This is a genomic window from Nocardia sp. NPDC057272, assembly GCF_042668615.1.
Taxonomy (GTDB): domain Bacteria; phylum Actinomycetota; class Actinomycetes; order Mycobacteriales; family Mycobacteriaceae; genus Nocardia.
Map to the genome: position 1 here is coordinate 20,388 of NZ_JBHUYK010000008.1, position 23,716 is coordinate 44,103.

Annotated in this window: 22 protein-coding genes; 15 read left to right on the forward strand and 7 right to left on the reverse strand. The window is 68.5% G+C overall.

Features of this window, described 5'->3' with window-relative positions; genetic code table 11:
* Positions 1-40 precede the first annotated feature (40 nt).
* The 5 genes from pdxH (at position 41) to ACFULV_RS14060 (ending at position 4,940) form a co-directional block, all read left to right on the forward strand.
* A complete protein-coding gene (pdxH, locus tag ACFULV_RS14040) occupies positions 41-745 on the forward strand; it encodes a pyridoxamine 5'-phosphate oxidase (RefSeq protein ID WP_378656458.1) in 705 nt (234 codons plus the stop codon).
* Positions 746-813: 68 nt separating this feature from the next.
* Complete coding sequence (locus ACFULV_RS14045) at positions 814-2,097, forward strand: MFS transporter (RefSeq protein ID WP_378656460.1); 1,284 nt, start codon at positions 814-816, stop codon at positions 2,095-2,097.
* A gap of 258 nt (positions 2,098-2,355) precedes the next feature.
* Positions 2,356-3,669, forward strand: a complete 1,314-nt coding sequence (locus tag ACFULV_RS14050; protein WP_101464504.1) for a citrate synthase — start codon at positions 2,356-2,358, stop codon at positions 3,667-3,669.
* A gap of 63 nt (positions 3,670-3,732) precedes the next feature.
* Entirely contained in the window at positions 3,733-4,092 is a 360-nt protein-coding gene (locus tag ACFULV_RS14055) for an FKBP-type peptidyl-prolyl cis-trans isomerase (protein WP_378632011.1), read from the forward strand.
* Positions 4,093-4,313: 221 nt separating this feature from the next.
* Complete coding sequence (locus tag ACFULV_RS14060) at positions 4,314-4,940, forward strand: hypothetical protein (RefSeq protein ID WP_378656463.1); 627 nt, start codon at positions 4,314-4,316, stop codon at positions 4,938-4,940.
* Between the two features lie 48 nt (positions 4,941-4,988).
* Here ACFULV_RS14060 and ACFULV_RS14065 read toward each other — a convergent pair whose 3' ends face one another.
* Positions 4,989-6,146, reverse strand: a complete 1,158-nt coding sequence (locus ACFULV_RS14065) for a YhgE/Pip domain-containing protein (RefSeq protein WP_378656466.1) — start codon at positions 6,144-6,146, stop codon at positions 4,989-4,991.
* Between the two features lie 277 nt (positions 6,147-6,423).
* On the opposite strand from ACFULV_RS14065, the gene ACFULV_RS14070 reads away from it, so the two are divergent.
* Together ACFULV_RS14070 and ACFULV_RS14075 are read left to right on the forward strand one after the other, a co-directional pair.
* A complete protein-coding gene (locus tag ACFULV_RS14070) occupies positions 6,424-7,086 on the forward strand; it encodes a hypothetical protein (RefSeq protein ID WP_378632017.1) in 663 nt (220 codons plus the stop codon).
* Between the two features lie 97 nt (positions 7,087-7,183).
* A complete protein-coding gene (locus ACFULV_RS14075; protein WP_378632020.1) occupies positions 7,184-7,330 on the forward strand; it encodes a hypothetical protein in 147 nt (48 codons plus the stop codon).
* A gap of 53 nt (positions 7,331-7,383) precedes the next feature.
* Here ACFULV_RS14075 and ACFULV_RS14080 read toward each other — a convergent pair whose 3' ends face one another.
* From ACFULV_RS14080 to ACFULV_RS14090, 3 genes are all read right to left on the reverse strand, one after another.
* Positions 7,384-8,640: a sensor histidine kinase gene (locus ACFULV_RS14080; RefSeq protein ID WP_378656469.1), complete on the reverse strand. Its 1,257-nt coding sequence runs from the start codon at positions 8,638-8,640 to the stop codon at positions 7,384-7,386.
* A 110-nt stretch (positions 8,641-8,750) separates the two neighbouring features.
* Positions 8,751-9,446 carry a response regulator transcription factor gene (locus tag ACFULV_RS14085; RefSeq protein WP_101464499.1) on the reverse strand — a complete coding sequence of 232 codons (696 nt, stop codon included), beginning with the start codon at positions 9,444-9,446 and terminating at the stop codon, positions 8,751-8,753.
* A gap of 157 nt (positions 9,447-9,603) precedes the next feature.
* The gene (locus tag ACFULV_RS14090) at positions 9,604-11,649 is read right to left on the reverse strand and encodes an AMP-binding protein (protein WP_378656471.1); all 2,046 of its coding nucleotides are present in this window, start codon (positions 11,647-11,649) and stop codon (positions 9,604-9,606) included.
* A gap of 319 nt (positions 11,650-11,968) precedes the next feature.
* Here ACFULV_RS14090 and ACFULV_RS14095 point away from each other — a divergent pair, with 319 nt between their 5' ends.
* The 4 genes from ACFULV_RS14095 to ACFULV_RS14110 are packed head-to-tail and all read left to right on the forward strand — an operon-like array spanning position 11,969 to position 17,183.
* Positions 11,969-15,808 (forward strand): ATP-binding protein, encoded by a 3,840-nt coding sequence (locus ACFULV_RS14095; protein ID WP_378656474.1) that lies wholly within the window; start codon positions 11,969-11,971, stop codon positions 15,806-15,808.
* Complete coding sequence (locus tag ACFULV_RS14100; RefSeq protein WP_011207200.1) at positions 15,805-16,218, forward strand: roadblock/LC7 domain-containing protein; 414 nt, start codon at positions 15,805-15,807, stop codon at positions 16,216-16,218. Before ACFULV_RS14095 ends, ACFULV_RS14100 begins: the two co-directional genes overlap by 4 nt.
* A gap of 7 nt (positions 16,219-16,225) precedes the next feature.
* Positions 16,226-16,600, forward strand: a complete 375-nt coding sequence (locus ACFULV_RS14105) for a DUF742 domain-containing protein (RefSeq protein ID WP_056818578.1) — start codon at positions 16,226-16,228, stop codon at positions 16,598-16,600.
* Positions 16,581-17,183 (forward strand): ATP/GTP-binding protein, encoded by a 603-nt coding sequence (locus ACFULV_RS14110; RefSeq protein ID WP_174551063.1) that lies wholly within the window; start codon positions 16,581-16,583, stop codon positions 17,181-17,183. The genes ACFULV_RS14105 and ACFULV_RS14110 overlap by 20 nt, the downstream gene beginning before the upstream one ends.
* Positions 17,184-17,255: 72 nt before the next feature.
* Here ACFULV_RS14110 and ACFULV_RS14115 read toward each other — a convergent pair whose 3' ends face one another.
* Positions 17,256-17,789 carry a hypothetical protein gene (locus ACFULV_RS14115; RefSeq protein WP_378632030.1) on the reverse strand — a complete coding sequence of 178 codons (534 nt, stop codon included), beginning with the start codon at positions 17,787-17,789 and terminating at the stop codon, positions 17,256-17,258.
* Positions 17,786-18,064, reverse strand: coding sequence for a helix-turn-helix transcriptional regulator (locus ACFULV_RS14120; RefSeq protein ID WP_364578900.1), 279 nt, complete (start codon positions 18,062-18,064; stop codon positions 17,786-17,788). The genes ACFULV_RS14115 and ACFULV_RS14120 overlap by 4 nt, the downstream gene beginning before the upstream one ends.
* Positions 18,065-18,170: 106 nt before the next feature.
* Between ACFULV_RS14120 and ACFULV_RS14125 the strand changes: the two genes are divergently transcribed.
* Together ACFULV_RS14125 and ACFULV_RS14130 are read left to right on the forward strand one after the other, a co-directional pair.
* Complete coding sequence (locus tag ACFULV_RS14125) at positions 18,171-19,682, forward strand: carboxyl transferase domain-containing protein (protein ID WP_378632033.1); 1,512 nt, start codon at positions 18,171-18,173, stop codon at positions 19,680-19,682.
* A gap of 101 nt (positions 19,683-19,783) precedes the next feature.
* On the forward strand, positions 19,784-20,638 hold the full coding sequence (locus tag ACFULV_RS14130) for an aldo/keto reductase (protein WP_378632035.1): 855 nt from the start codon (positions 19,784-19,786) through the stop codon (positions 20,636-20,638).
* Here the strand turns inward: ACFULV_RS14130 and ACFULV_RS14135 are convergent.
* Entirely contained in the window at positions 20,619-21,800 is a 1,182-nt protein-coding gene (locus tag ACFULV_RS14135) for an NAD(P)-binding domain-containing protein (RefSeq protein ID WP_378656476.1), read from the reverse strand. The genes ACFULV_RS14130 and ACFULV_RS14135 overlap by 20 nt on opposite strands.
* Before the next feature lie 32 nt (positions 21,801-21,832).
* Here ACFULV_RS14135 and ACFULV_RS14140 point away from each other — a divergent pair, with 32 nt between their 5' ends.
* A complete protein-coding gene (locus ACFULV_RS14140) occupies positions 21,833-22,561 on the forward strand; it encodes an enoyl-CoA hydratase (RefSeq protein WP_378656479.1) in 729 nt (242 codons plus the stop codon).
* Positions 22,561-23,694, forward strand: a complete 1,134-nt coding sequence (locus ACFULV_RS14145; protein WP_378656481.1) for an MBL fold metallo-hydrolase — start codon at positions 22,561-22,563, stop codon at positions 23,692-23,694. The genes ACFULV_RS14140 and ACFULV_RS14145 overlap by 1 nt, the downstream gene beginning before the upstream one ends.
* Positions 23,695-23,716: the final 22 nt, after the last annotated feature.

Sequence of the window (23,716 nt, forward strand, 5' to 3'; positions counted from 1 at the left end):
AACCCTAGACCCGGACATACCGCGGAGTAATCTCGCCCCTATGCGTGACCTGGACCCCGCCACGACCACCGCGCCCGACCTCGCCGCGATGCGTGTCGACTACGGCAATCCCCTGATCGTCGCTGCCACCGAACCCGATCTCGACGAGACCTGGGTGGCTGGTGGCTGGGAACCGTTGCTGCGCAGCTGGATCGAGCAGGCACGAGGTGCCGGAGTCGCCGAACCCAACGCGATGGTGCTGGCCACGGTCTCGCTGACCGGCCCCGCGCCGCGACCGGTGGCGCGCACGGTCCTGTGCAAGGGACTCTCGCCCGAGGGCGTCACCTTCTATACGAACTACGACTCGGCCAAGGGCGCCCAGCTCGCCGCCGACCCGTACGCGGCGGCGAGTTTCGTCTGGCCCGCGCTCGCCAGGCAGGTGCACGTGCGCGGCGTGACCGAGCGAGTGTCCGCCGAGGTGACCGCGGCTTACTGGGCGGCGCGGCCGCGGGACTCGCGGCTGGGCGCGTGGGCTTCGCAGCAGTCACGGCCGGTGGCCACGCGGGCCGAACTCGATCGCGTGCTGGCCGAGACGACGGCCCGGTTCGCCGATGTCGACGATATTCCCGTGCCCCCGTTCTGGGGCGGCTACCTGCTGCGTCCCGACGAGGTGGAGTTCTGGCAGGGCAGGCGCGGCAGGCTGCACAACCGCATCGTGGTGCGGATCGACGGGCACACCACAACGGTCGAACGTTTGCAGCCGTAACGAGCGGTGGCCTATGTCACTGCGCCTAAACATGGGATGACCGGGCGGCAGTGGCTAATCTGCGCTGAGTGAAGCTGCTCGCCGACACCGAACCCCTGCGTAATCGCGACTATCGCAGACTGTGGACGACCAATATCGTCACCGTCATCGGCGCTCAGCTCTCGGTGGTCGCGGTACCCCAGCAGATCTTCCAGATCACCGGCAGTTCCGGCTACGTCGGGCTGGCCGGCTTGTTCGGGCTGGTTCCGCTGGTGGTGTTCGGGCTCTGGGGCGGCGCGCTCGCCGATGTGATGGACCGGCGCACCCTGCTCGTCATCACCACGGCGGGCACGGGCCTGACCGCGGTCGCGTTCTGGGTGCAGGCCGCGCTCGGGGTGAACAATGTGTGGCTCGTCCTCGGGCTGTTCGCCACCCAGCAGGCGTTCTTCGCGGTCAACCAGCCCACTCGCAGCGCGCTGATCGCCCGGTTGCTGCCGCCGGAGCAGATGGCCTCGGCCAGTTCGCTGAGCATGACCGTGCAGAACGTCGGCATGATCGCGGGGCCGGTGCTGGCCGGTGTGCTGATTCCCGTGATCGGCCTGCCGATGCTGTATCTGATCGACTCGATCGCCCTGCTCGCGACGCTGTGGGCGGTGTGGCGACTGCCTGCCTTCCCGCCGACCGGCGAGCAGCGCCGCGCCGGGCTGCGCGCCGTACTCGACGGTTTCCGCTATCTCGCGGGCCAGCGCATCCTGCTCGCGTCGTTCGTCGTCGACATCATCGCCATGGTGTTCGGCATGCCGCGCGCGCTGTTCCCGCAGATAGCGCACGAGACGTTCCACGATCCGGCCGAAGGTGGGGTGGCGCTCGGCCTGCTGTTCGCGGCCATCGCGGCGGGGTCGGTGATCGGCGGCGTGTTCTCCGGGTGGATACCGAGGGTGCGCAGGCAAGGGCTGGCGGTGATCGTGTGCATCGCGCTCTGGGGTGTGGCGATGGTCGGCTTCGGGCTCGCGGTGGGGCTGGCCGGGCACTGGTTCGGACTGGGCGTGTGGCTGTGGATCGCGGTCGCCTTCCTGGCGTTCGGCGGCGCGGTCGACATGGTCTCGGCGGCGTTCCGCACGGCCATGTTGCTCAACGTGTCCACCGACGAGATGCGGGGCCGGTTGCAGGGCGTGTTCATCGTGGTCGTCGCAGGTGGGCCGCGGATCGGTGACGTTGCCCACGGTTTCGCCGCGGCGAGCATGGGTACTGCTGTAGCGGCTGCCGGTGGCGGCGTACTGGTGGTGATCGGCGTGGTGCTCGCCGCGCTGGCCTTCCCCGCCTTCGTGCGCTACCGGGTCACCCGCGCGCACTCCACCGTGGCCGTGAATTGACTTGTGCGGCAATCGGATTCGGGAATCGGATCCGCGTGCTGGGCAATCGCCGGGCACCGCCGCGCTGATGGTGTGGAAAACGGGATCGGCGCAGGTCCCCGCCCCTGCGCCGACCTCACCGCCGCACGCGACCGGTGTGAGAACGGGACAGGACAACCCTGATTGCTCGTCCTGACCGAACAACAGCTAGCGTTAGCGCAAGCGCACCTGTGCCGACCGCACCGGTGCCTACGGTTCTAGCCTGAGAGGGATCCTTCCGTGCCCGCTGAGAACATCACCAACGTCACCGAAGACGCCAAGGCGGTACTCCAGTACCCCGGTGGCGAGTTCCCGATCTCGGTCACCAAGGCCGCGGAGGGTAACGACGGGCTCGACTTGGGCAAGCTGCTGGCCAGCACCGGTTACGTCACCTATGACCCCGGTTTCATGAACACCGCGTCGACCAAGTCGGCCATCACCTACATCGACGGTGAAGCGGGCATCCTGCGCTACCGCGGCTACCCGATCGACCAGCTGGCCGGCCGCTCGACCTTCATCGAGGTCAGCTACCTGCTCATCTACGGCGAGCTGCCGACCCAGGCCCAGCTCGACGACTTCACCGATCGCATCCGCCGCCACACCCTGCTGCACGAGGACCTGAAGCGGTTCTTCGACGGCTTCCCGCGCAACGCGCACCCCATGCCGGTGCTGTCGTCCGCGGTGAACGCGCTGTCGGCGTACTACCAGGACTCGCTGGACCCGCGCGATCCCGAGCAGGTCGAGCTGTCGACCATCCGCCTGCTGGCGAAGCTGCCGACCATCGCGGCGTACTCGTACAAGAAGTCGGTCGGTCAGCCGTTCCTCTACCCCGACAACTCGCTGTCGCTGGTCGAGAACTTCCTGCGGATGACCTTCGGCTTCCCGGCCGAGCCCTACGAGGTCGACCCCGAGGTCGCCGCCGCGCTCGACATGCTGCTGATCCTGCACGCCGACCACGAGCAGAACTGCTCCACCTCGACCGTGCGCCTCGTCGGCTCCTCCGACGCCAACCTGTTCACCTCGGTGTCCGGTGGCATCAACGCGCTGTGGGGCCCGCTGCACGGCGGCGCGAACCAGGCCGTGCTCGAGATGCTCGACGAGATCAAGGCCAACGGCGGCGACGTCAAGGAATTCATCCGCAAGGTCAAGAACAAGGAAGACGGCGTGAAGCTCATGGGCTTCGGGCACCGCGTCTACCGCAACTACGACCCGCGCGCCACGCTGGTCAAGCAGGCCGCCGACAAGATCCTGTCGAAGATCGGCGGCGACGACCAGCTGCTCGACATCGCCAAGCAGCTCGAAGAGGCCGCCCTCACCGACGACTACTTCGTGTCGCGTCGCCTGTACCCGAACGTCGACTTCTACACCGGCGTCATCTACCGGGCCATGGGCTTCCCGACCCGCATGTTCACCGTGCTGTTCGCGATGGGTCGTCTGCCCGGCTGGATCGCGCACTGGCGTGAGATGCACTCCGAGCCGCTGAAGATCGGCCGCCCGCGCCAGATCTACACCGGTTACGGTGAACGCGACTACCGCGCGATCGACAACCGCTAGTTTCGATCCGCCGTTGTCGGAAACTTTGTTGGGTACAGCAATCTATCGAAGGGGATAGCCCGCATGACCAAGCCGGAGATCGAATTCCAGGAGGGCCCCGCGCCCACCGAGCTCGTCATTACCGACCTCATCGAGGGCGAAGGCAAAGAAGCGGTGGCCGGTGGCACCGTCGAGGTGCACTACGTCGGCGTCGAGTTCGACAACGGTGAGCAGTTCGACTCCTCCTGGGATCGCGGCGAGTCCCTCACCTTCCCGCTGCGCGGCCTGATCCAGGGCTGGCAGGACGGCATCCCCGGCATGAAGGTCGGCGGCCGTCGTCAGCTGGTCATCCCGCCGGACCTCGCCTACGGTGCCGCCGGCTCGGGCCACGCGCTCTCCGGCAAGACCCTGGTCTTCGTGATCGACCTGCTCAACGCGAACTGATCGCACCGCATTTCGGCCCGTGCCTCCGCAGGGAGGCACGGGCCGTTGCTGTTTCAGGGGTAAGGCTCGCGCCTCGCGAGCCGCGGGGTAATGTGCCCCGCGTATGACGGAGCCCTACGGCTCCCGTGTGATTCGTTTCCAATGCGTTGTCCATGACAGTGACTTGTTCGATTCGCCCGGGGCCGGGTTCTTCGGGAGTTTCGGGAGGGAGATTCTCGATCATGTTCCAACACAAGGTTGTTCGCCGTGCGCTGGCCGTGGCACTGCCCATCGCCGTGGCGGTGAGCGTGGCCGGGGTCGCGTCTGCGGAGGTCGACCAGCAGACGCAGTACGCGGCGGGATTGTCGAGTGCGGGGCAGGGCTACCGCACCACGGTCGCGCCGGACCTGCGCACCGTAGCCGCCTCGGTGGAGGAGGGCCGGTTCCTGCTCGCACCCGACCGGGCCCGGGTCATCGTCGAGTCCGCGACCGGCGATCCGATCGGGGAGGTCCCCACCTCGTTCACCACGGTCAGCGGCAACGTGATCGCCCTGGCGACCGAGATCGCGGCCGACGGGCGAAGCATGACGGTGACGCCGCGGCCCACCGCGGAGGCGAGCGACGAACTGAAGACCATCGCGACCACCCCCACCGCGCAATTCCCCGACCCGGTCCAGAACGCCGCCGCCATCGGCGCCGGCATCGGCGCGCTCGTCGCCGCGGTCGTGTGCATCCCGATGATCACCACGATGATCCTCTACCTGCCGTGCGTCGGCCTGGTAGGTCTCCCGAACGCGTTGATCGGCGCGCTGATCGGCGCCGTGGTCGGCGTGGCCGCACCGCACATCATCCCGCAGGTCCTGCCCTGACCCTGAAAACCCTGCGGCCCGGTCGAAATCGACCGGGGCGCAGTGCTGTCACTCCCGGACGACTTCGACGGGGTCGGTGAGGGCGAGGGCGAGGGCGGATTGCTGGGACTGGCCTCGTGGGGGGAGGGCTTCGAGGGCCTTGCCGGTTTGGGTGTTGAGATTGCCGACGATGTTCTGCAGGGCGCCGACGCCGCCGGTGAGCTGTTCGACGGCCGAGAGGAGTTGGGCGCCGCCCTGTTCGGCGAGGGTGGGCAAGCCCTTGGCGAGTTCGGCGCCCTGGGTGAGCTGGTCGCGGGCGCCGTTGAGGCGGGCCACGACGGTGCGCAGAAGGGTGCCGAGATCGGTATTGGGATCCACTGCGGCGCCGGTCAATTCGCTGAGCCCGTCGAGCTGGGTGCCTGCCTGGGTCGACACTGCGCGCAGCGCTTCGAGTTTGGTGATGATGTCGGCGAGCTGCGGATCGCCCGCGAAGGGGAGGGCCTCGAGCAGGGGCAGGATCTGGTCGAGGCCGGAGCCCATGGCGGCCGCGCTGGATTGGACGCCGGCGATGGTGACGCCGGTGGCGCCGAGGGCATCGGCCAGCTGGTTCGCCTGCTTCGCCGCGCCGTCGACGGTTTGGTTCAGCAGCTCGATCGCCGAAGTGAGTTGGCCCGCACCCTCTTTCGCGTAGTCGAGGAAGCCGAGCATCTGCTCCGCACCGCCGCTGAACTGGCTCGCACCGTCGGCGGCGGCGTTCACGCCCGCGCTGAGTAGCTGGGCGGTGAACTGGACCGAGGTCATCTGGTTGCGTGCCTGCGAGACCGCGGCCAGCGCCGCGTCGACGCCGGACGCGCCGATCCGGTGCGTCACCACGTCGACCGCGCCGTTCACCGTGTTCGTGTCGGCGCCGTCGTGGGTGGTGACGGTCACCTTGGCGCGCTTGGGTTCCGGGGTGGCGAGGGTGGCCATCGACGCGGTGAGGTCGGCCGGCAGGGTGATCACGGCGGCGTAGTCGCCCGCGTCGATCTCGCCGGGCTTCGCGACGGTCCATTCGTAGCCGCCCGCATCCTGCACAGCCTTGGCCACGCGCTCGCCGGTCGGCCCGGAATCGGCGTTGACGAGCGCGATCCCGGTCGGTGCGGCATCCTTGCCGGTACAGGCGACAGCACCGCCCGCCAGCACGAGGGCGGTGGCGAAGCAGAGCAGACGAGCGCGTTTGTCGATCACATCGGCGACGGTATCCCGGAGTTCGGTGCCGGACGTGGGAGATGTCTGAGAGTTCGTTGAGGAAGGGCAGATCGAGGGTAGCTGCCGGTATGCCGTTCGGGTACCGCGAGCGATCGCCGATCGATAGCTACCTGGTCAAACTATGCCTTGTGTCACAACATATTCCGCAAACCCCTGGTGATTCGGTACAACTCTCGAGTCAATCGACATCGAGATTTTTTCGATTCGTCCGGGGGGTTCGGGGATTCTTCGGAAGCATCGGGAGGGAGAACCGAACATGTTCAGCCACAACATCACTCGCGCGGGTCGCCGTGCGGTCTTCGCCGCACTGCCGCTGGTCGTCGCGGCGTCGCTCGTCACCACGGGCACCGCGGCCGCTGACGTCACCGTCGCGCGTCAGGCCGAGATCGCCGCCGGGCTGGCAGGCGAAGGCGCCGCCGACGGTGTCGGCTACAAGACCACCGTCTCGCCGGACCTGCGCACCGTCTCCGCGACCGTCGACAACGGCCGCTTCGTGCTCTCGCCCGACTCCACCAACGTCGCCGTCATCTCGGCCACCGGAGACAAGGTCAGCGAGCTGCCGCTGACGTTGACCACCGTCGGTGGCAACAACATCGCGCTGGCTTCGGTCGTCTCCGAGGACGGCCGCACGCTGCAGATCGCCCCGCAGCTGTCCGCCGCCACCACCGACGAGCTGAAAAGCATCGCCACCAACCCCGAGGCCGGTAACCACGACCCCGTCCAGAACGGTGCGGCCGCCGGCGCCACCATCGGCTTCCTGACCGCGGCGATCCTGTGCATCCCGGGCCTGGCCGCGTTCATCATCGGCTACTTCCTGTGCGCGTTCACCTCGGGCGTCTCCTTCGCGATCACCGGCGCGGTGCTCGGCGCGGTGATCGGCCTGGTCATCCCGGAGTCGATCCCGCAGGTTCTCCCCTGATTTCCGCTTCAGTCGCTGCGCGTTAACTGTGCGGTATTCTCGCGAGTGTCTTCACCCCGTGCCGATCAGGCGCGGAACTCACGAGAGTGGAGGTTCGATGTCTGACACCGACGATGTCAAAGCCAAGGCCAAGGCCGAGGGCGAGAAGATCGAGGCGGAAGCGAAGAAGGCAGCGGCCAACGTGAAGGAAGCTGCCGAGCGCGCGGCGGGCAGAGTGAAGGGCGCTTTCAAGAGCGACAAGTAGTAGCGAGCTCGGCCCCGCACCCACATCACCGTGGGTGCGGGGCTTTCGTGTTTCTACCGGGCCGGTCGCACGGGCAGGTCGATGACGAGGCGCGCGCCGCCGAGTGGACTGTCCTCGAAGTACGTCAGCCCGCCGTGCAGCTGGGCCTGCTGGGCCACCAGCGCGAGGCCGAGGCCCGAACCGCCCTTGGTGGCGTTGGCGCCGCGGGCGAACCGCGCGAAGACCGCCGCACGTTCGCCGGGCGCGACACCGGTGCCGTTGTCGTCGACGGCGATGACGATCCGGCCGTGCGCGGTGCGATGTGCCGACACGACTGCGGTGGTGGCGCCGCCGTGCTTCACCGAATTGGTGAGCGCGTTGTCGACGGCCAGCCGCAGGCCCGCGGGCAGGCCCCGGGTCACCAGCTCGGCGTCGGTGTCGATGCGCACCGACAGGCCGGGGTTGTGGCGCATGGCGTCGTGGGCGGCCTGGTCGCACAGGTCGGCGACATCGGTGGGGACGTGGTCGGTCTCGGCGGTGAGATCGCCGCGGGCGAGCCGTTCCAGCGCGGACAGGGTGGTTTCCACCCTGGTCTCGTTGCGGGCGAGGTCGTCGAGGATCTCGCGACGCTGGTCGTCGGTGAGGTCGAGGGTGCGCAGGACCTCGAGGTCGGTGCGGATCGCGGTGAGCGGGGTGCGCAGTTCGTGGGCCGAGACGGCGGCGAAGTCGCGGGCGGTTTCCAGCGCGGCGGCGGTCTCGGCCTGGGCCTGGTCGACGCGGGCCAGCATGGTGTTCACCGCGTCGGCCAGCTTCACCGCTTCGTCGACACCGGAGCCGTCTACCGGGCGGTCGTGCTCGTCCGGCTCGCCGCCCGTGCTGCGGGCCGACACCTGCCTGGTCAGCTTCACGATCGGGCCGACCGCACGCCCGGCGAGCAGCCAGCCCAGCGCCGCCGCGGCCGCCACCGCGATCGCCGCGCCCGCGAGGACCCAGCGTTGCTGGTCGTCGGTGGCCTTGGTGGCCTCGGTGGTCGGAATGGCCAGGGAGACAGTGCGGCCCGCGGGCTGGTTCTCGGTGGTGGTGAGCACCCGGTAGGGCTGGTCGTTCAGCTCGACGGTCTGCGAGCCGGGGGGCAGATCCGGCAGCTGGGTCGAGCTCGACGCGGTCACCTGGCCGTCGTCGCGCACCGTGAGCGCCATGGTGTTCTGCAATCCGGTCAGGTTGACGAACCCGGTTGCCAGCACCGGCTCGATCAGCACGATGCGCGAAGCGATTTCCAGTTGTTGATCGGTTTGGGTGACATTATTGCGTTCGATTGCTTGAAAACCCACGAAAGCGGCGATCGTGACGATGATGACAGCACCCGCCGCAGCCGCTCCCGCGACTCTTGTCCGGAGCGAAAACGATTGTCTGCGACGACGTTTCAGCGGTCGTTCGGAGATCATTTCGATTCCCGGAGTACGAAACCCACCCCGCGAATCGTATGCAAAATTCTTGGCGTGTCATCTATTTCGAGTTTCCTGCGCAGGTATCCGACGAACACGTCCACCACATTCGTATCGGCTATGAAATCGTAACCCCACACCAATTCCAGCAGCCGTTCTCGCGTCAACACCACACCGGCATTCCGGGCGAGCGTCGACAGCAATTCGAATTCTCTTTTGGTGAGCTCGATTTCGCGCCCGTGCAGCAGTGCGCGATACCCCGCGACATCGACCAGCAGCGGCCCGACCGTCAGCGCGCCGGGCGCCACGGGCTCGGGTGTGTCGGTGCGGCGGCGCAGCAGGGCCTTGATCCTGGCCACCAGCTCGGCCAGCTCGAACGGTTTCACCAGGTAGTCGTCGGCGCCCGACTCTAGACCGGCGATCCGGTCGTCCACCGAAGCACGGGCGCTGAGCACGCAGATGGGCACGTCATTGCCCATCGCCCGCAAGGCCGTAACCACCCCGGCACCGTCGAGGACCGGCATGTTCATGTCGAGGACCACCGCGTCGGGCGCCTGCTCGGCGACGGCCCGCAGCGCGGCACCACCGTCGCGCGCGACCAGCACCCGGAACCCGGACAGCCGCAGGCCGCGTTCGACCGAGGCGAGTACGTCCTCGTCGTCATCGACGACGAGAACGGTAGAGGAAGTCACGTGGTGAGCTTATATTTCTGGCGGCGCGGGCGCCGCGGGGTCTCGGCCTGGTGGCCTCGATCTTCCCTCCCGGCGGGCACTCCTTCGTCGCACCCTCTGGTCAGTCCAGATCGAGGCGGCCGAGACGCCCCTGCGGGGCTGCGAAGACCTCGGAGGTCTACGGGGCAGGGGAGACCGGGTCGTTGTCCTGGTCGGGGGAGGCGGCCGGCGTGATGCTGCCCAGTGGTGGGTTGGCGAGGATGCGGTCCGCCAAGGCGGTGAGGACGTGGGGGTCTTCGATGGTGGCGGGGGTTTCGACGTGTTCACCGGCGGTGAGCTGGCGGATCGTCTTGCGCAGGATCTTGCCGGAACGGGTCTTGGGCAGGCCGGTGACGATGATCGAGTCGTGCAGGGTGGCGATCGCGCCGATCTGGGCACGCACCCGGTCGTCGAGTTCGGCGCGCAACTGCTGCTGGTCGATCTCGACACCCTGCTTGAGCACCACATATGCCAGCGGCAGGCTGCCCTTGAGCTCGTCGGGCATGCCGATCACCGCGCATTCGGCGACGGCCTCGTGCCCGGCGATGGCGGCCTCGATGCTGCCCGCCGACAGGCGATGCCCGGCGATGTTGATCACGTCGTCGCTGCGGCCGAGGACGTAGAGATAGCCGTCCTCGTCGAAGTAGCCGGAGTCGCCGGTGAGGTAGTGGCCGGGGAAGGCCGACAGGTACGAGCGGATGAAGCGATCCCGGTCGCGCCACAAGCCGGTCAGGCAGCCGGGGGGCAGCGGCAGCCCGATGACGATGTTGCCCTCGGTCCCGGCGGGTACCGCGTTGCCGTTCGCGTCGAGCACACGCAGCCGGTAGCCGGGCACCGGCACACTCGCCGAACCGGGCTTGACCGGCAGTTCCTGCAGGCCGAGCGGGTCGGCGCAGATCGGCCAGCCGGTCTCGGTCTGCCACCAGTGATCGACCACCGGGGTGTCGGGGTGATCGGCCAGCAGGGTGTTCGTCGCCCAGTCGAAGGTGGCCGGATCCAGGCGCTCGCCCGCGCAGAACAGCGCGCGCAGCCGGGACAGGTCGTGGCGGTGGGCCGCGGTGGCGTCGGGGTCGGCGCGGCGGATCGCGCGCAACGCGGTCGGCGCGGTGAACAGCACCCGCACGTCGTGCTCGTCGACGATCCGCCAGAACGCGCCCGCGTCGGGGGTGCCGACCGGTTTGCCCTCGTAGAGCACCGTCGTCGCGCCGACCAGCAGGGGTGCGTAGACGATGTAGGAGTGGCCGACGACCCAGCCCACATCGGAGGCGGCCCAGAACACCTGACCAGGGCCGACATCGTAGATATTGCGCATCGACCAGGCCAGCGCCACCGCGTGCCCGCCGTTGTCGCGCACCACGCCCTTCGGCTTACCGGTGGTGCCGGAGGTGTAGAGGATGTAGAGCGGATCGGTGGCGGCCACCGAGACGGGATCGGCGGGCGCCACCCCGTCGACGCAGTCGTCCCAATCGACCCAGCGGGCGGCGACGGTCTGCTCCGAGGACGGCAGCACGTCGGTGGCGGGCAGGGCGGCGGGGAACTCGATCGTCGTGAACTGGGGCCGCTGCTTCACGATCACCGTGCGCACCGACGCGGTCTCGGCGAGATCGAGCGCGGCCATCACGATCGGCGGGTAGTCGATGCGGCGGTTGGGTTCCAGGCCGCCCGAGGCGGTGATGATCAGGACCGGCTCGGCGTCGTCGATGCGGGCGGCCAGCTCGGGTGCGGCGAACCCGCCGAACACCACCGAGTGCACCGCGCCGATGCGGGCACAGGCCAGCATCGCGATCACCGCTTCGGGGATCATCGGCAGATAGATCACCACCCGATCACCGGCCACCACACCGAGATCGCGCATGGCTCCCGCGAACTCGGCCACCGCGTCGAGCAATTCGGCGTAGGTGTAAATCGTGGTGGTGTCCGTCATAGCGGAGGCATATATGAGGGCGGGTTGATCGGCGTGTCCACCCTGGTCGACAGTGCCCGCCCTGACGTGGCGGTCGAGGGCGTTCACGCAGGTATTCAAGCGGGCATCGGGGAACCACCGAGCCGACCGCTTATCGGCGGCATCGACGATCTGCTGCGGTTCGACATCCCACTCGATGCCCTGAGCTGCGGCGGACCAGAAGTCGGCTGGGTCGACCAGGCTGGTCTGATAGACCGGCCGGTACTCGTGTTCGGTGTCCAACCCCGTGACTCCCTAGCCTCGCTTCGATGCCCGCTCGATAGATCCAGATGATTGTGGCAGACTTCACGCGACACCCGAGGGGGTGCCGCGACCTTTGGTTTTGCCTACAACGGGCTGGTCATGGAGCGGACCTCTACCGGGAGTCAGCCAAGAAGTTATTGATCCGTTAGAATCCGATGTCACTTATTCGGGCAGTCGTAGACGCAATTTCTCGGCCAGCCGTAGTTCTCGGCCAGCAGCCACTGGCGAGCCACCATCGCGCCTGTGGAGGTTCGCCTCAGGCGCACGGTACGAGGCCAGTTTGGAAAGTGAGTGGGAGATGCGTGACGCCGCTAGGTCCGGCAGCAAACGCTGGGCGCTCGGCAACTGGGACCTGCGTTGGAAGGTTACGGCCGTACTTGCCGTGCCACTCGCGGTCGCGGTCGGGCTCGGCGTGTCGAGAATTACCTCCGAGTTCTCGGAGGCCAACCGGCTCTCCAGTATCAACGAGCAGGTAGACACGATTCCGACGGTCACCGCGCTGAGTGCAGGCACGGCGAAGGTGGCCGGCAGCCAGTTGGTGCCGGCCGGTCCGGGGGTCACCCTGGTCACCGACAAGGACCTCGCCGATCTCGACGCCGCGGTCGCCGCGGCCGAGACCTCGCTCGGTCGGCTGACCGATCTGCCTGCCGCGCACGGCGCGCTCGAGCGGATGGTCAAGCAGGCCAAGAACGTGCGCGCGCAGGGTAAGGCGCTGTCGACGTCCGCCGAGCCGGTGCTCTCCGGGGTCGAGCAGATGACCCAGGACAGCGTCAGCATCGTGGAGACCACCATCGCTCAGGTGAGCGATCCGGTGATGGACACGGCCAAGCTGCGTCTGGTCGACTCGCTCAACACGCGTTCGGTGCTCGTCGACGAGCTCGCCGGTCTGGCCGGGATGCTGCGTGGGCAGGACACGGGGGCGCAGACCTTCCTCACCGGTGTCGCGACCGAGAGCCATCTGCTCGACGTGCTGTCCAACCGCTTTCCCGACGGCGATCGGGTGATCGCCGACCTCAAGGCTCAGGCCGATGTCCGGGCGAACCTGATCAGCAGTCCCGAGGTGTCCGCGGGCAAGCTGCCCGTCGGCGACTTGCGTACCTCGCTCTACTCGAGCTTGCAGGCCTACGAAGGCGTCGTGAACGAGGCCACCAAGGCCATCGAGGTCTCGATGGACGAGCTCACCGATGCGGCCGCCACCGGTGCCTGGACCTATACCGCTGTCGTCATCGCGACGATCCTGGCCGCGCTGCTGCTCGCCGTGTTCGTCGCCCGCTCGATGATCGTGCCGCTGCACCGCCTCCGCCTGGCCGCGCTGCGCGTCGCCGAGTCCGATCTGCCGCACGAGGTCGCCCAGCTCCGTAACGGCGCCGCGCCCGAGGACGTGCCGCTCGAGCCGATGCCGGTGCGCTCCGACGAGGAGATCGGCCAGCTCGCCCGCGCCGTCGACGATATCCACGGTCAGGCGCTGCGCCTGGCCAGCGACCAGGCGCAGATGCGTTCGCAGGTCAACGACATGTTCGAGACGCTGGCCCGCCGGTCCAAGTCGCTCGTCGACCATCAGCTCACCCTCATCGAGGCGATGGAGTACGACGAGAAGGACCCGCGCCTGCTCGAGAACCTCTTCCGGCTCGACCACCTCGCCGCGCGCATGCGCCGTAACGGTGACAACCTGCTGATTCTCGCGGGTACCAAGCAGCGCCGTACCAAGTCGGCCCCGGTCGAGATCGCCGACGTGCTGCGTGCCGCGATCTCCGAGGTCGAGGACTACGAGCGGGTCAAGCTCGGCGCCACGCCGCGCGGCTCGCTGGTGGAACCGGCCGCCTCCGATATGGCGCACCTGTTCGCCGAGCTGCTCGACAACGCGCTGCGGGCCTCCCCGCCGGAGACCGACGTCAAGTTCACCTTCGCCCAGGCGCACGACCAGGGCCTGCTGATCGAGGTCGCCGACCGCGGTATCGGTATGCCGCCCGCGGAGATGTCGGAGATCAACCACCGGCTCGGGCAGACCGCCGAGCCCGGTCCCGACACCGCCCGCCACATGGGTCTGTTCGTGGTCGGCCGGCTGGCCGAGCGCCACGGGCTCACCGTGCGCCTTCGCCCGACCTTCGATACCGCGCGCGATCCCGGCGTCACCGTCACCGTGCACGTGCCGGTCGGCCTCATCGTCGCCGGTGCCGGTGGCCCGGTGGTGGCGCCGCAGACTTTGCAGCAGCAGCAGAACGCGCCCGCACCGCAGCAGCAGCGGCCTAACCCGCAGCAGCAGCCGAGCAGCACCATGCAGACCCGCGCGATCACCCGCACCCCGGGTGGCAACGTGATGGTCACCGTCGATCCCGGCACCAGCGGGCCCCCTGCGGGTGCCGGTGGTGGCTTGCCGCAACGTCAACCGGGCAACTCGATGGCGTCGGGCGCGGCCCAGGACGCGAACGAGCAGTCGTCGCCGTCGCTGCGTCCGCCCACCCCGGGGCAGGGCAACGTGCCCCAGCGCGGCAAGCTCGCCGCGGCGAGCCTGCCCAAGCGCACCCTGGCACCGGGTGGACCGCAGCGTCCGCCCGCCGGGCCGGGTCAGCAGGGTCCGGGTGAGCAGAAGCCCGGTGGGCTGCCGCAGGCCGGTGGTGGGCTGCCGCAACGTCAGCCGGGTGCGAACGGCGCGCCGTCGCGGGATTCCGCGCAGCCGCCCGTGCAGTCGCCGCGCGACTCGGCGCCGCCTCAGCGCGATTCGGCACAGACGCAGCGGGGGAGCACCCCCGGTGGGTTGCCGCAGCGTTCGCCGGGCGCCAATGGCGCCCCGCAGCGCGATCCTTCGGTCGGTCTGCCGCAGCGCGATCCGTTGCCGCGGCTACCGCAGCGGGAGCAGACCGGCGGTCTGCCGCAGCGTGACCCGGCAACGGGTCTGCCGCAGCGCGATCCGTCGACCGGCCTCCCGCAGCGTGAACAGACCGGTGGCCTGCCGCAGCGTGATCCGGCAACGGGTCTGCCGCAGCGCGATGCCGCGAACGCCCAGCGTGATCCGGCGCAGTCGACCGGGTTGCCGCAGCGTGGTCAGGGAAGCGCTGCGCCGCAGCGTGATTCCGAGCCCGTGCAGCGTGACCCGTCGACCGGCCTCCCGCAGCGGGGCAACGCCTCCGGCGGTCTGCCGCAGCGCGATCCCGCGCCGCGGCTGCCGCATCGGGATCAGTCCGGTGGTTTGCCGAGGCTCGATCAGACCGGTGGTCTCCCGCAGCGTGAGCAGACCGGTGGTCTGCCGCAGCGTGATCCGTCGACCGGCCTACCGCAGCGGGACCAGACGGGCGGTCTGCCGCAGCGCGACCCGTCCAACGGCCTCCCGCCGCGCGATCCGTCCACTGGACTGCCGCAGCCTGAGCAGACCGGTGGTCTGCCACAGCGTGATCCGGCCAACGGACTTCCGCAGCGTGCCCAGCCCGCCCGTCCGGCCAATGGTCTGCCGCAGCGCGCTACCCCTGCGCCGCAGCAGGATTCGGCCGCCAACGGTCTGCCCCAGCGCGCTCCGGCCGCGGGTCAACCGCAGCGGGACGCGCCCAACGGCCTGCCCCAACGTGCGGCTGCGCCGAATGGGCTGCCGCAGCGCGATCCCGGGGCTAGTGTTGTACCGCAGGCGACCGCCGGGCCAGGAGTGGCTCTGCCGCAACGGGATCGGGACCCTGCGGGGCCGGATAACGCTGCGTCGGCAGGGCGTGATCCGGGTCGGCACAGCTTCCGGTCCAATCCGGTCAAGGCTGCGTCGTTCTTCCAGACCAGGTTGCAGCCGGCACCGGAAGGTGATTCCGTGATGGGCGGAACGCCGATCTTCGCCGAGATGATGTCGGCGTGGCTCACGGACGAGAATTCCGACCGGAACCAGATGGCTGCCGCTTTCGAATCACCGGGTGACGAGGGTTGGCAGGCCGCACGTGCGGCCAGCGAAGCTCAGTCCGAGGTGCGTACCGCCGCCGGCTTGCCTCAGCGCAGTCCGGGCGGAAGGCTTGTGCCGGGTGGTGTGAGCGGCACCGCTGATCGCACCCCGCAGCAACGCGATCCCGCCACGATCCGGAACAGCCTGAGTCGTCACCAGCAGGGTGTCCGGGATGGCCGCGCAATGAAGGCAATGAACCTAACCGGAGATAAAGGAGACCGATGAACCCCGATCTAGGTGGTACGAACCGTCAGCTGGATTGGCTGGTTTCGAACTTCGCCAACGAGGTTCCTGGCGTAGCCCATGCCGTCCTGGTCTCGGCTGACGGACTGTTGATGGCCGCGAGCGCTCAGCTCCCGGTCGACCGCGCGGAGCAGCTCTCCGCGGTGACCGCCGGACTGGCAAGCCTTTCCGTCGGCGTGTCGAATCTGTTCGAAGGCGGTACGGTACTCCAGTCCGTCGTCGAGATGGAGCACGGATACCTGCTGCTCATGGCAGTCGGCGACGGCTCCTACCTAGCGGTCCTGACCAACACCTCGTGTGACATCGGTCAGGTCGGCTACGAAATGGCACTTCTGGTCGAGCGCGTTGGCCAGACGGTCCAGGCCACGCCGCGCGTCACGATGGGTTCCTGATGGTGGGATGGACATAGACGATCACCGCATGGGGAGCGCCGAGCCCAGCCTCGTCCGCCCGTACTCCTTGACTGCCGGCCGCACCAGGCCGGCGGTCGAGTTGGCGCTGGAGGCACTCGTCGCATCGCATCCGGTCGCCATGGAGCGGCAGTACGAACTGAACAACCTCGAAACGTCCATCGTGGAGTTGTGCAGGCAATCGCCGTCCGTTGCCGAGATAGCTGCCCAGCTGTACATCCCGATCGGGGTGGCCCGGGTACTCGTAGCCGATCTGATCGAGGCCGGCCACGTCCGGGTTTCGGCAACTTTGAAAGACGATTCCAGCGACGATGAACGTCGCGAGCTGATCGAAAGGGTTCTCAGTGGACTCCGGCGTATTTGATTCGACGGCGCAGGTCGATACCCGCACGGCCAAGCCGACTTCGGCGAAGATTGTGGTCGCCGGCGGCTTCGGTGTGGGTAAGACCACGATGGTCGGCGCGGTGTCGGAGATCGTTCCGCTGCGCACCGAGGCGTTGGTCACCAACGCCAGTACCGGAATCGACAACCTGACCGGTATTCCGCAGAAGTCCACCACCACGGTGGCGATGGACTTCGGCCGTATCAGCCTCGCCGACGACCTGGTCCTGTACCTGTTCGGTACGCCGGGCCAGTACCGGTTCTGGTTCATGTGGGACGACCTGATCCGCGGCGCCATCGGCGCCGTGGTGCTGGTCGACACCCGCAGGCTCGAAGACAGCTTCGCCGCTGTCGACTACTTCGAGGCCCGCGGGCTGCCGTTCCTGGTGGCGCTCAACGAGTTCGACGACGCGCCGAAGTACCCGCTCGAGGACATCCGCCAGGCCCTGGCGGTTCCCGCCGACGTGCCGATCATGTCGATCGACGCCCGTCGCCGGGAACCGGCCAAGCAGGCCCTGGTCGCCTTGACCGAGTACGCGCTGCGCAAGGTCATGCAGGGTTACTGAGCTGAGTCTCTGCGCTGATGGACGGGGCTGCTGCGATGAAGGCCGCAGCCCCGCTCTTCGTTCGGGACCAGTTCAGGACTCCGGTTCGGGATCGGGCCGGGTCCAGCCGAGGATCATCGCCGGCGCACAGCCGCCGGCCATGATCGTGGCCAGCATCATCAATCCGCCCGCGTAGGCGATGCGATAGGCGTCGGCCTCCGGTGAGAACGCGCTGCCGAAGATCAGGTACGCCAACGGTGCCATGGTCAGCGACTGGGTGAGCGCGAGTCCCGCCGAGCGGGCCTTGTTGCGCTCGGAGATCTCCAGTTCGTCGAGCATCTGGTCGGGCGCGTGATCCTGGCCGCCCGAAGCGATCCGCAGCATCGTCCAGCTCGGCAGGAACACCAGTGCCGAGACGATCGCGACTCCTGGCGCCCCGAACAGATCGAGCGCGCGCATCACTCCGGCGACCGCGATCCCGAGCAGCGCGATCGTCACGATCACCACGAGAATCCGCCGTCGGTGCAGCGACCGCCAGCTCTTCAGCATCCCCGCTGTCCGTTGTTCCTGCACGAGCCAGCGCCGGACCCGATAGTTCTGGTAGCGGTCGATGAGCGTACTGGTCATGGCGTCTCGCCTTTCGTGCGTGGGTAGAGCTCGGCCGACAGCGGCCCGAATTCCTTGCGGGAGAACACGACTTCGATCGGTAGCGCGAACACATCGCAGATGCGCATCGCCAGATCGAGGCTCGGATAGTGATCGCCACGCTCGAGCGCGCCGATCGTCTGGACATTCACGTTGACGGCCTCGGCAAGCGCCGCCCGGCTCATCCGATGCTCCGCGCGCAACACCGCGATGCGATTGAAGATCGGCAGGGTTTCCCCTCTTCTGACTGGGCTCACCTAATGAAGTGTTGTAAAAACACAACATATTGTCAAGATGCCCCAATGCATCGCTGAGATCTCGTGACTGTGGTCGAACCTGCCCGGCTACGCTCGGAGCGTGCGGATGTCGGCGGATGACTTACTCGGCCAGTTGCTCGACGCGGGCTCTTTCGTGAGCTGGGACCGGGCGCCGATCGAGCCTGCCGTGTCACCGCGGTATCGCCAGGACCTCATCGCGGCGGCCGATCGGGCAGGGACCGATGAGGCGGTGCTGACGGGGGAGGGGTTGTTGCGCGGGCGGCGAGTCGCCGTGATCGCCTGCGAGTTCGCCTTTCTGGCCGGATCGATCGGGGTGGCAGCGGCCGAGCGGATCGTGTGTGCCGTCGAGCGCGCCACCGAACTCGGGCTGCCGCTGATCGCCTCGCCGACCTCCGGCGGCACTCGGATGCAGGAGGGGACAGTCGCTTTCGTGCAGATGGTGAAGATCGCGGGTGCGGTGGCCGTGCACAAGTCGGCGGGGCATCCGTATCTGGTGTATCTGCGTGATCCGACGATGGGTGGAGTGTTCGCGTCGTGGGGGTCGCTGGGACACATCACCTTCGCCGCGCCCGGCGCGCTCATCGGGTTTCTGGGCCCTCGCGTGTACGAAGCCTTGTACGGCAGGCCGTTTCCGCCCGGCGTGCAGACTGCGGAGAACCTCTATCGCAACGGTGTGATCGACGGTGTGGTGACGGTGGAGGTGTTCCGGCGGATCGCACACCGGGCGATGAGCGTCGCCGCCGGCGCTGTCGTCCCGATGACGACCGAGCCGGGTTGGGCTGCGCCGGTGCGTAGTCCGTCGACCCCGGCGAATCCGACTGCCGGCGCCTGGGATTCGGTGCTGAGTTCGCGGCGGCCCGGCCGTCCGGGCATTCGGGACCTGCTTCGCCATACGACACAACGGGTTCCGCTCAGCGGGACCGGTCGTGGTGAGTCCGATCGCACTGTCCTGCTCGCCCTGGCCCGGTTCGCCGGTCAACCGTGTGTTGTGTTCGGGCACGACCGATCCGGTCAGGAGGGCGAGCACACCATGGGCCCGGCAGCCCTGCGCGAGGCGCGGCGCGCGATGGTCCTGGCGCGAGAACTGCGGCTGCCGCTGGTGCTGGTCATCGACACCGTCGGCGCAGCCCTGTCCAAGGAGGCCGAGGAACGCGGGCTCGCCCCCGAAATAGCGCGCTGCCTGGCCGATCTCGTCACCCTCGACACCCCGACCGTCTCCGTGCTGCTCGGCCAGGGCACCGGCGGTGGCGCGCTCGCGCTGTTGCCCGCCGACCGGGTACTCGCCGCCAGGCACGGCTGGCTGGCCCCGCTGCCGCCGGAAGGGGCGAGCGCCATCGTCTTCCGCGATATCGCGCACGCACCGGAAATGGCTGCCGCACAAGGCATCAGATCGGCTGACCTGCTCGAAGACGGGGTGGTGGACCGGATCGTCGAGGAGTACCCCGATGCCGCCGACGAACCGGTGGCCTTCGCCCGTCGCACGGTCCTGGCGATCGCCGCCGAACTGGCGGCGCTGCGCACCTACGAGCCCGCCGAACTGCGCACGCTGAGGCAGCGCCGATACCGGCGAATCGGACTGGCCGGAGCTGTGTACTGAATCGCGGGCAATCCCCTGACCAGCGCCCCGCTTCTCGGTACGGGGAAACACGCGACGCGCCGTCGTTGACGCCACACCCAACCACTTCTACCTTCGAGAGGGTGACCTTCCGCAGCGAGAGCAGCCCTGTCCCCACCATCGTGCTCAATGACGGGAACGTGATCCCACAGCTCGGCTTCGGTGTGTTCCAGGTGCCCGCGGAAGACGTCACCGGGGTGGTGGCCGAGGCGTTGAAGGTCGGCTACCGCAGTATCGACACGGCCGCGGTCTACGGCAACGAGGAAGGCGTAGGCCGCGCCATCCGTGAATCGGGGATCCCCCGCGACGAACTCTTCATCACCACCAAGCTGTGGAACGCCGACCAGGGCTACGACAGCACCCTGCGCGCCTTCGACACCAGCATGCGGCGCCTCGGCCTGGACTATCTGGACCTGTATCTGATCCACTGGCCGGTGCCCTCGGCCGGCCGCTACGTCGACACGTTCCGCGCGTTCCAGGCGCTGAAGTCGCAGGGCCGGATCGGCTCGATCGGCGTCTCCAACTTCCGGGTGATCGATCTCGAGACCCTGATCGCCGACGCGGGCGAGATCCCGACGGTGAACCAGATCGAACTACATCCCACGCTGTCCCAGCGTGACCTGCGGCAATACGACGCCAATCACGCGATCGCCACCGAAGCGTGGAGCCCGCTGGGACAGGGCACGCTGCTGGGCAACCCCACCATCGTCGACATCGCGAAGCAGCTCGACCGCACCCCCGCGCAGGTCATCATCCGGTGGCACCTGCAGCTGGGCAACATCGTCATTCCGAAGTCGGTCACGCCGTCGCGGATCGCCGAGAATTTCGACGTGTTCACCTTCGAACTCGACGCCGAGGCGATGGAGTCGATCAGCCGCCTCGACTCGGGCAAGCGGGTCGGCGCCGATCCGTCGACGTTCAGTGCCGGTCTGGACTGAGCCCTAGGAAGCCGGTCAGCTCGCGGGCTGCCGCCCGGCCCGCCCGGTTGGCGCCGATCGTGCTGGCCGAGGGCCCGTAGCCGATGAGATGGACGCGCGGGTCGACGGCCACCTGCGTCGCCAACCGCCCGGTCATGGTGATCCCGCCGCCGGGTCCGTGCAGCCGCAAGGGTGCCAGATGATCCAGTGAGCTCCGGAAACCGGTGGCCCACAGGATCACGTCGGCGGCCTGGAAACTGCCGTCGGCCCAGCGCACACCGGTGGGCTCGATTCGCTCGAACATCGGCAGCCGTCGCAGCACACCCCGCTCGCGGGCGGCTCGCAAGCGGTTGTCGAGCGGCAGTCCCGTCACCGAGACGACCGATCCCGGCGGCAGGCCCGCCCGGACGCGGTCCTCCACCAGTGCCACCGCGTCGCGCCCGTCCTGCTCGGCGAACGGCGTTTCCCGCCAGCGCGGCTCCGACCTGGTGACCCATGTGGTGGAGGTCACGAGCGAGATTTCGTCGAGTAACTGCACCGCCGAGATGCCCCCGCCGACGATGACGACGTGTTTGCCCGCGAACTCGTCGGCCGTGCGGTAGTCGCGGGTGTGCAACTGGCGGCCCGCGAAGGTGCCGGCGCCCGGATATCGGGGGACGAACGGGTGCTCCCAGGTGCCGGTGCCGTTGATCAGACCTCGCGTGCGAAGAGTGCCCGCGCCCTCGGTTTCGACCTGTAGTACCTCGCCTCGGCCCGCGCAGCTCTGCCCGTCGGCGGTCCGATCGCAGACGACTTTCACCGTCACCTGCCGTTGAACCTGCAGGTCGAAGCGCTTTTCGTAGAGCTCGTAGTAGTGCGGCACCGCGCTGGCGGCTCGCGCCGACTCCGATCCCGCAGGCAGTGTCTCGGCGAAGGACATCCCCGGCAGGTCATGCACCCGGTTCACGGTGGTCAGGGTCAGCGACGGCCACCGGAACTGCCAGGCGCCACCGGGGCCCGGTGCGTGGTCGACGATGCGGAAATCGTGTTCGGGCACCAGCCCGAGCTTGCGCAGGTGATAACCGGCGGAAAGCCCTGCCTGACCCGCGCCGATCACCAGGATGCCGAAATCCGTCCTCGCCACAGCCGTCGATGCTATCGCCTTGCCAGGCGTTGTCGGCGGGCTGTGGCAGAGTGTGAACATCCACGAAATCTGGGAGATTCTGGGGAGGACGCATGCTCGGCGTGACCCGCGATGGTGATGTGATCACCATCGAATTGCAGCGCGAGGAACGGCGCAACGCGCTCAACGAGGACCTGGTCGGGCAACTGCGCGCCGCGATGCTCGACGCGGTGGCACAGGGTGCGCGTGCCATCGTGCTCACCGGCCGCGGGCCGATCTTCAGCGCGGGCGCCGATCTGTCGGGGGTGTACTCCGAGTCGTTCCTGAGCGGTCTGCTCGACATGCTGCACACGATCGAATCCGTGCCGGTCCCCGTGATCTCGGCGATCAACGGTGGTGCGCTCGGTGCGGGCGTGCAGCTGGCGCTGGCCTCGGACCTGCGGGTGATCGAGCCCGACGCCTATATCGCCGTGCCGGCCGCCAAGCTCGGCATCTCGGTCGATCGCTGGACGGTGTCGCGGCTGGCGGCCCTGATCGGTGGCGGCCCGGCCCGGACGATCCTGCTCGGCGCCGAATCCGTCTCCGCCGCAGACGCGTACGCCTACGGGTTCGCCAACAAGCTCGGCACCCTCGCCGACGCCAAGGACTGGGCAAAGTCCATCGCCGCGCTGGCGCCGCTGTCGCTGCAAGCGATGAAACTGATGCTCAACGACGACGGCACCGGCGATCCGGCGAGCGCGCAGCAGCAGGCCGCGCTGGCGGCCGCGTGGAGCAGCGACGACGCGAAAGAGGGCCGCCTGGCCCGGCAGGAGAAGCGCCCGGCGAAGTTCGTGGGGCGCTGATGCGGATCACACGTCTGGCAGGTTCGCTGGCGAGCACCTTCGGTCTCGCCTGGATGGCCCGCGCGGTGTGGGGCCTGCCCACCTCGATCGGTGCGGGCCCGTCGGCGATCGCGCCGACCGCGATCGGCAAGTCCTCCTATCGCGACGGCCGTTTCCACAACACCGAGCCGAGCTCGATGCTCGCCGCCGGTGCCGCGCCGTCGCTGATCTGGTCGGGGCTCACCAAGGGACGCCTCGGCCGCCCTGCCAATCCCGTCCCGCTGGTCACCCCCGCGGTTCCCGAGCAGGCCGCCGAGCTCGCGGTGACCTGGTACGGGCACGCCAGCGCGCTGGTGGAACTCGACGGTTACCGAGTGCTGGCCGACCCGGTGTGGAGCGAACGGGTCTCCCCGTCCCCGGTGGTCGGCCCGGCCCGCCTGCACCCGGTCCCCGGCGAGCTGGCGCAGGTGCCGCAGGTCGACGCCGTGATCATCTCCCACGATCACTACGACCACCTCGACAAGGCCACCGTCGACGAACTCGTCCGCACCCAGCTCGCGCCGTTCGTCGTGCCCACCGGCATCGGCGCGCACCTGCGGCAGTGGGGCGTGCCGGAATACCGGATCATCGAGCTCGACTGGGGTGGCTCGGTCTCGCTCGGTCGCGACGCCGAGGACCGCGGCCTCACCATCACCTGCGCCGAGGCCAGGCACTTCTCCGGCCGCGGGCTCGTCCGCAACACCACGCTGTGGGCGTCGTGGGCGCTGTCCGGCCCGACCAAGCGGGTCTACTTCGGCGGCGACACCGGCTACACCAAGGCGTTCTCCCAGGCGGGCGCGGTGCTCGGCCCCTTCGACCTCACGCTGCTGCCCATCGGCGCCTACGACGAGCGCTGGACCGATGTGCACATGAATCCCGAAGAGGCGGTGCGTGCCCACGCCGACCTGTGCCTCGGCGACGCCGGTTACGGCCTGCTGGTCCCGATCCACTGGGCAACGTTCAACCTGGCCTTCCACGGTTGGTCCGAACCCGTCCGGCGCCTGGTGTCGGCGGCCGCGGATGCGGGTACTCCGGTCGTAGTGCCCAAGCCGGGCCAGAGGGTGGTTCCGAATGACCTCCCACCACGGGATTCGTGGTGGGAAGATGTGGAGTGACCGTTGCCGTGGTGCGCGAATG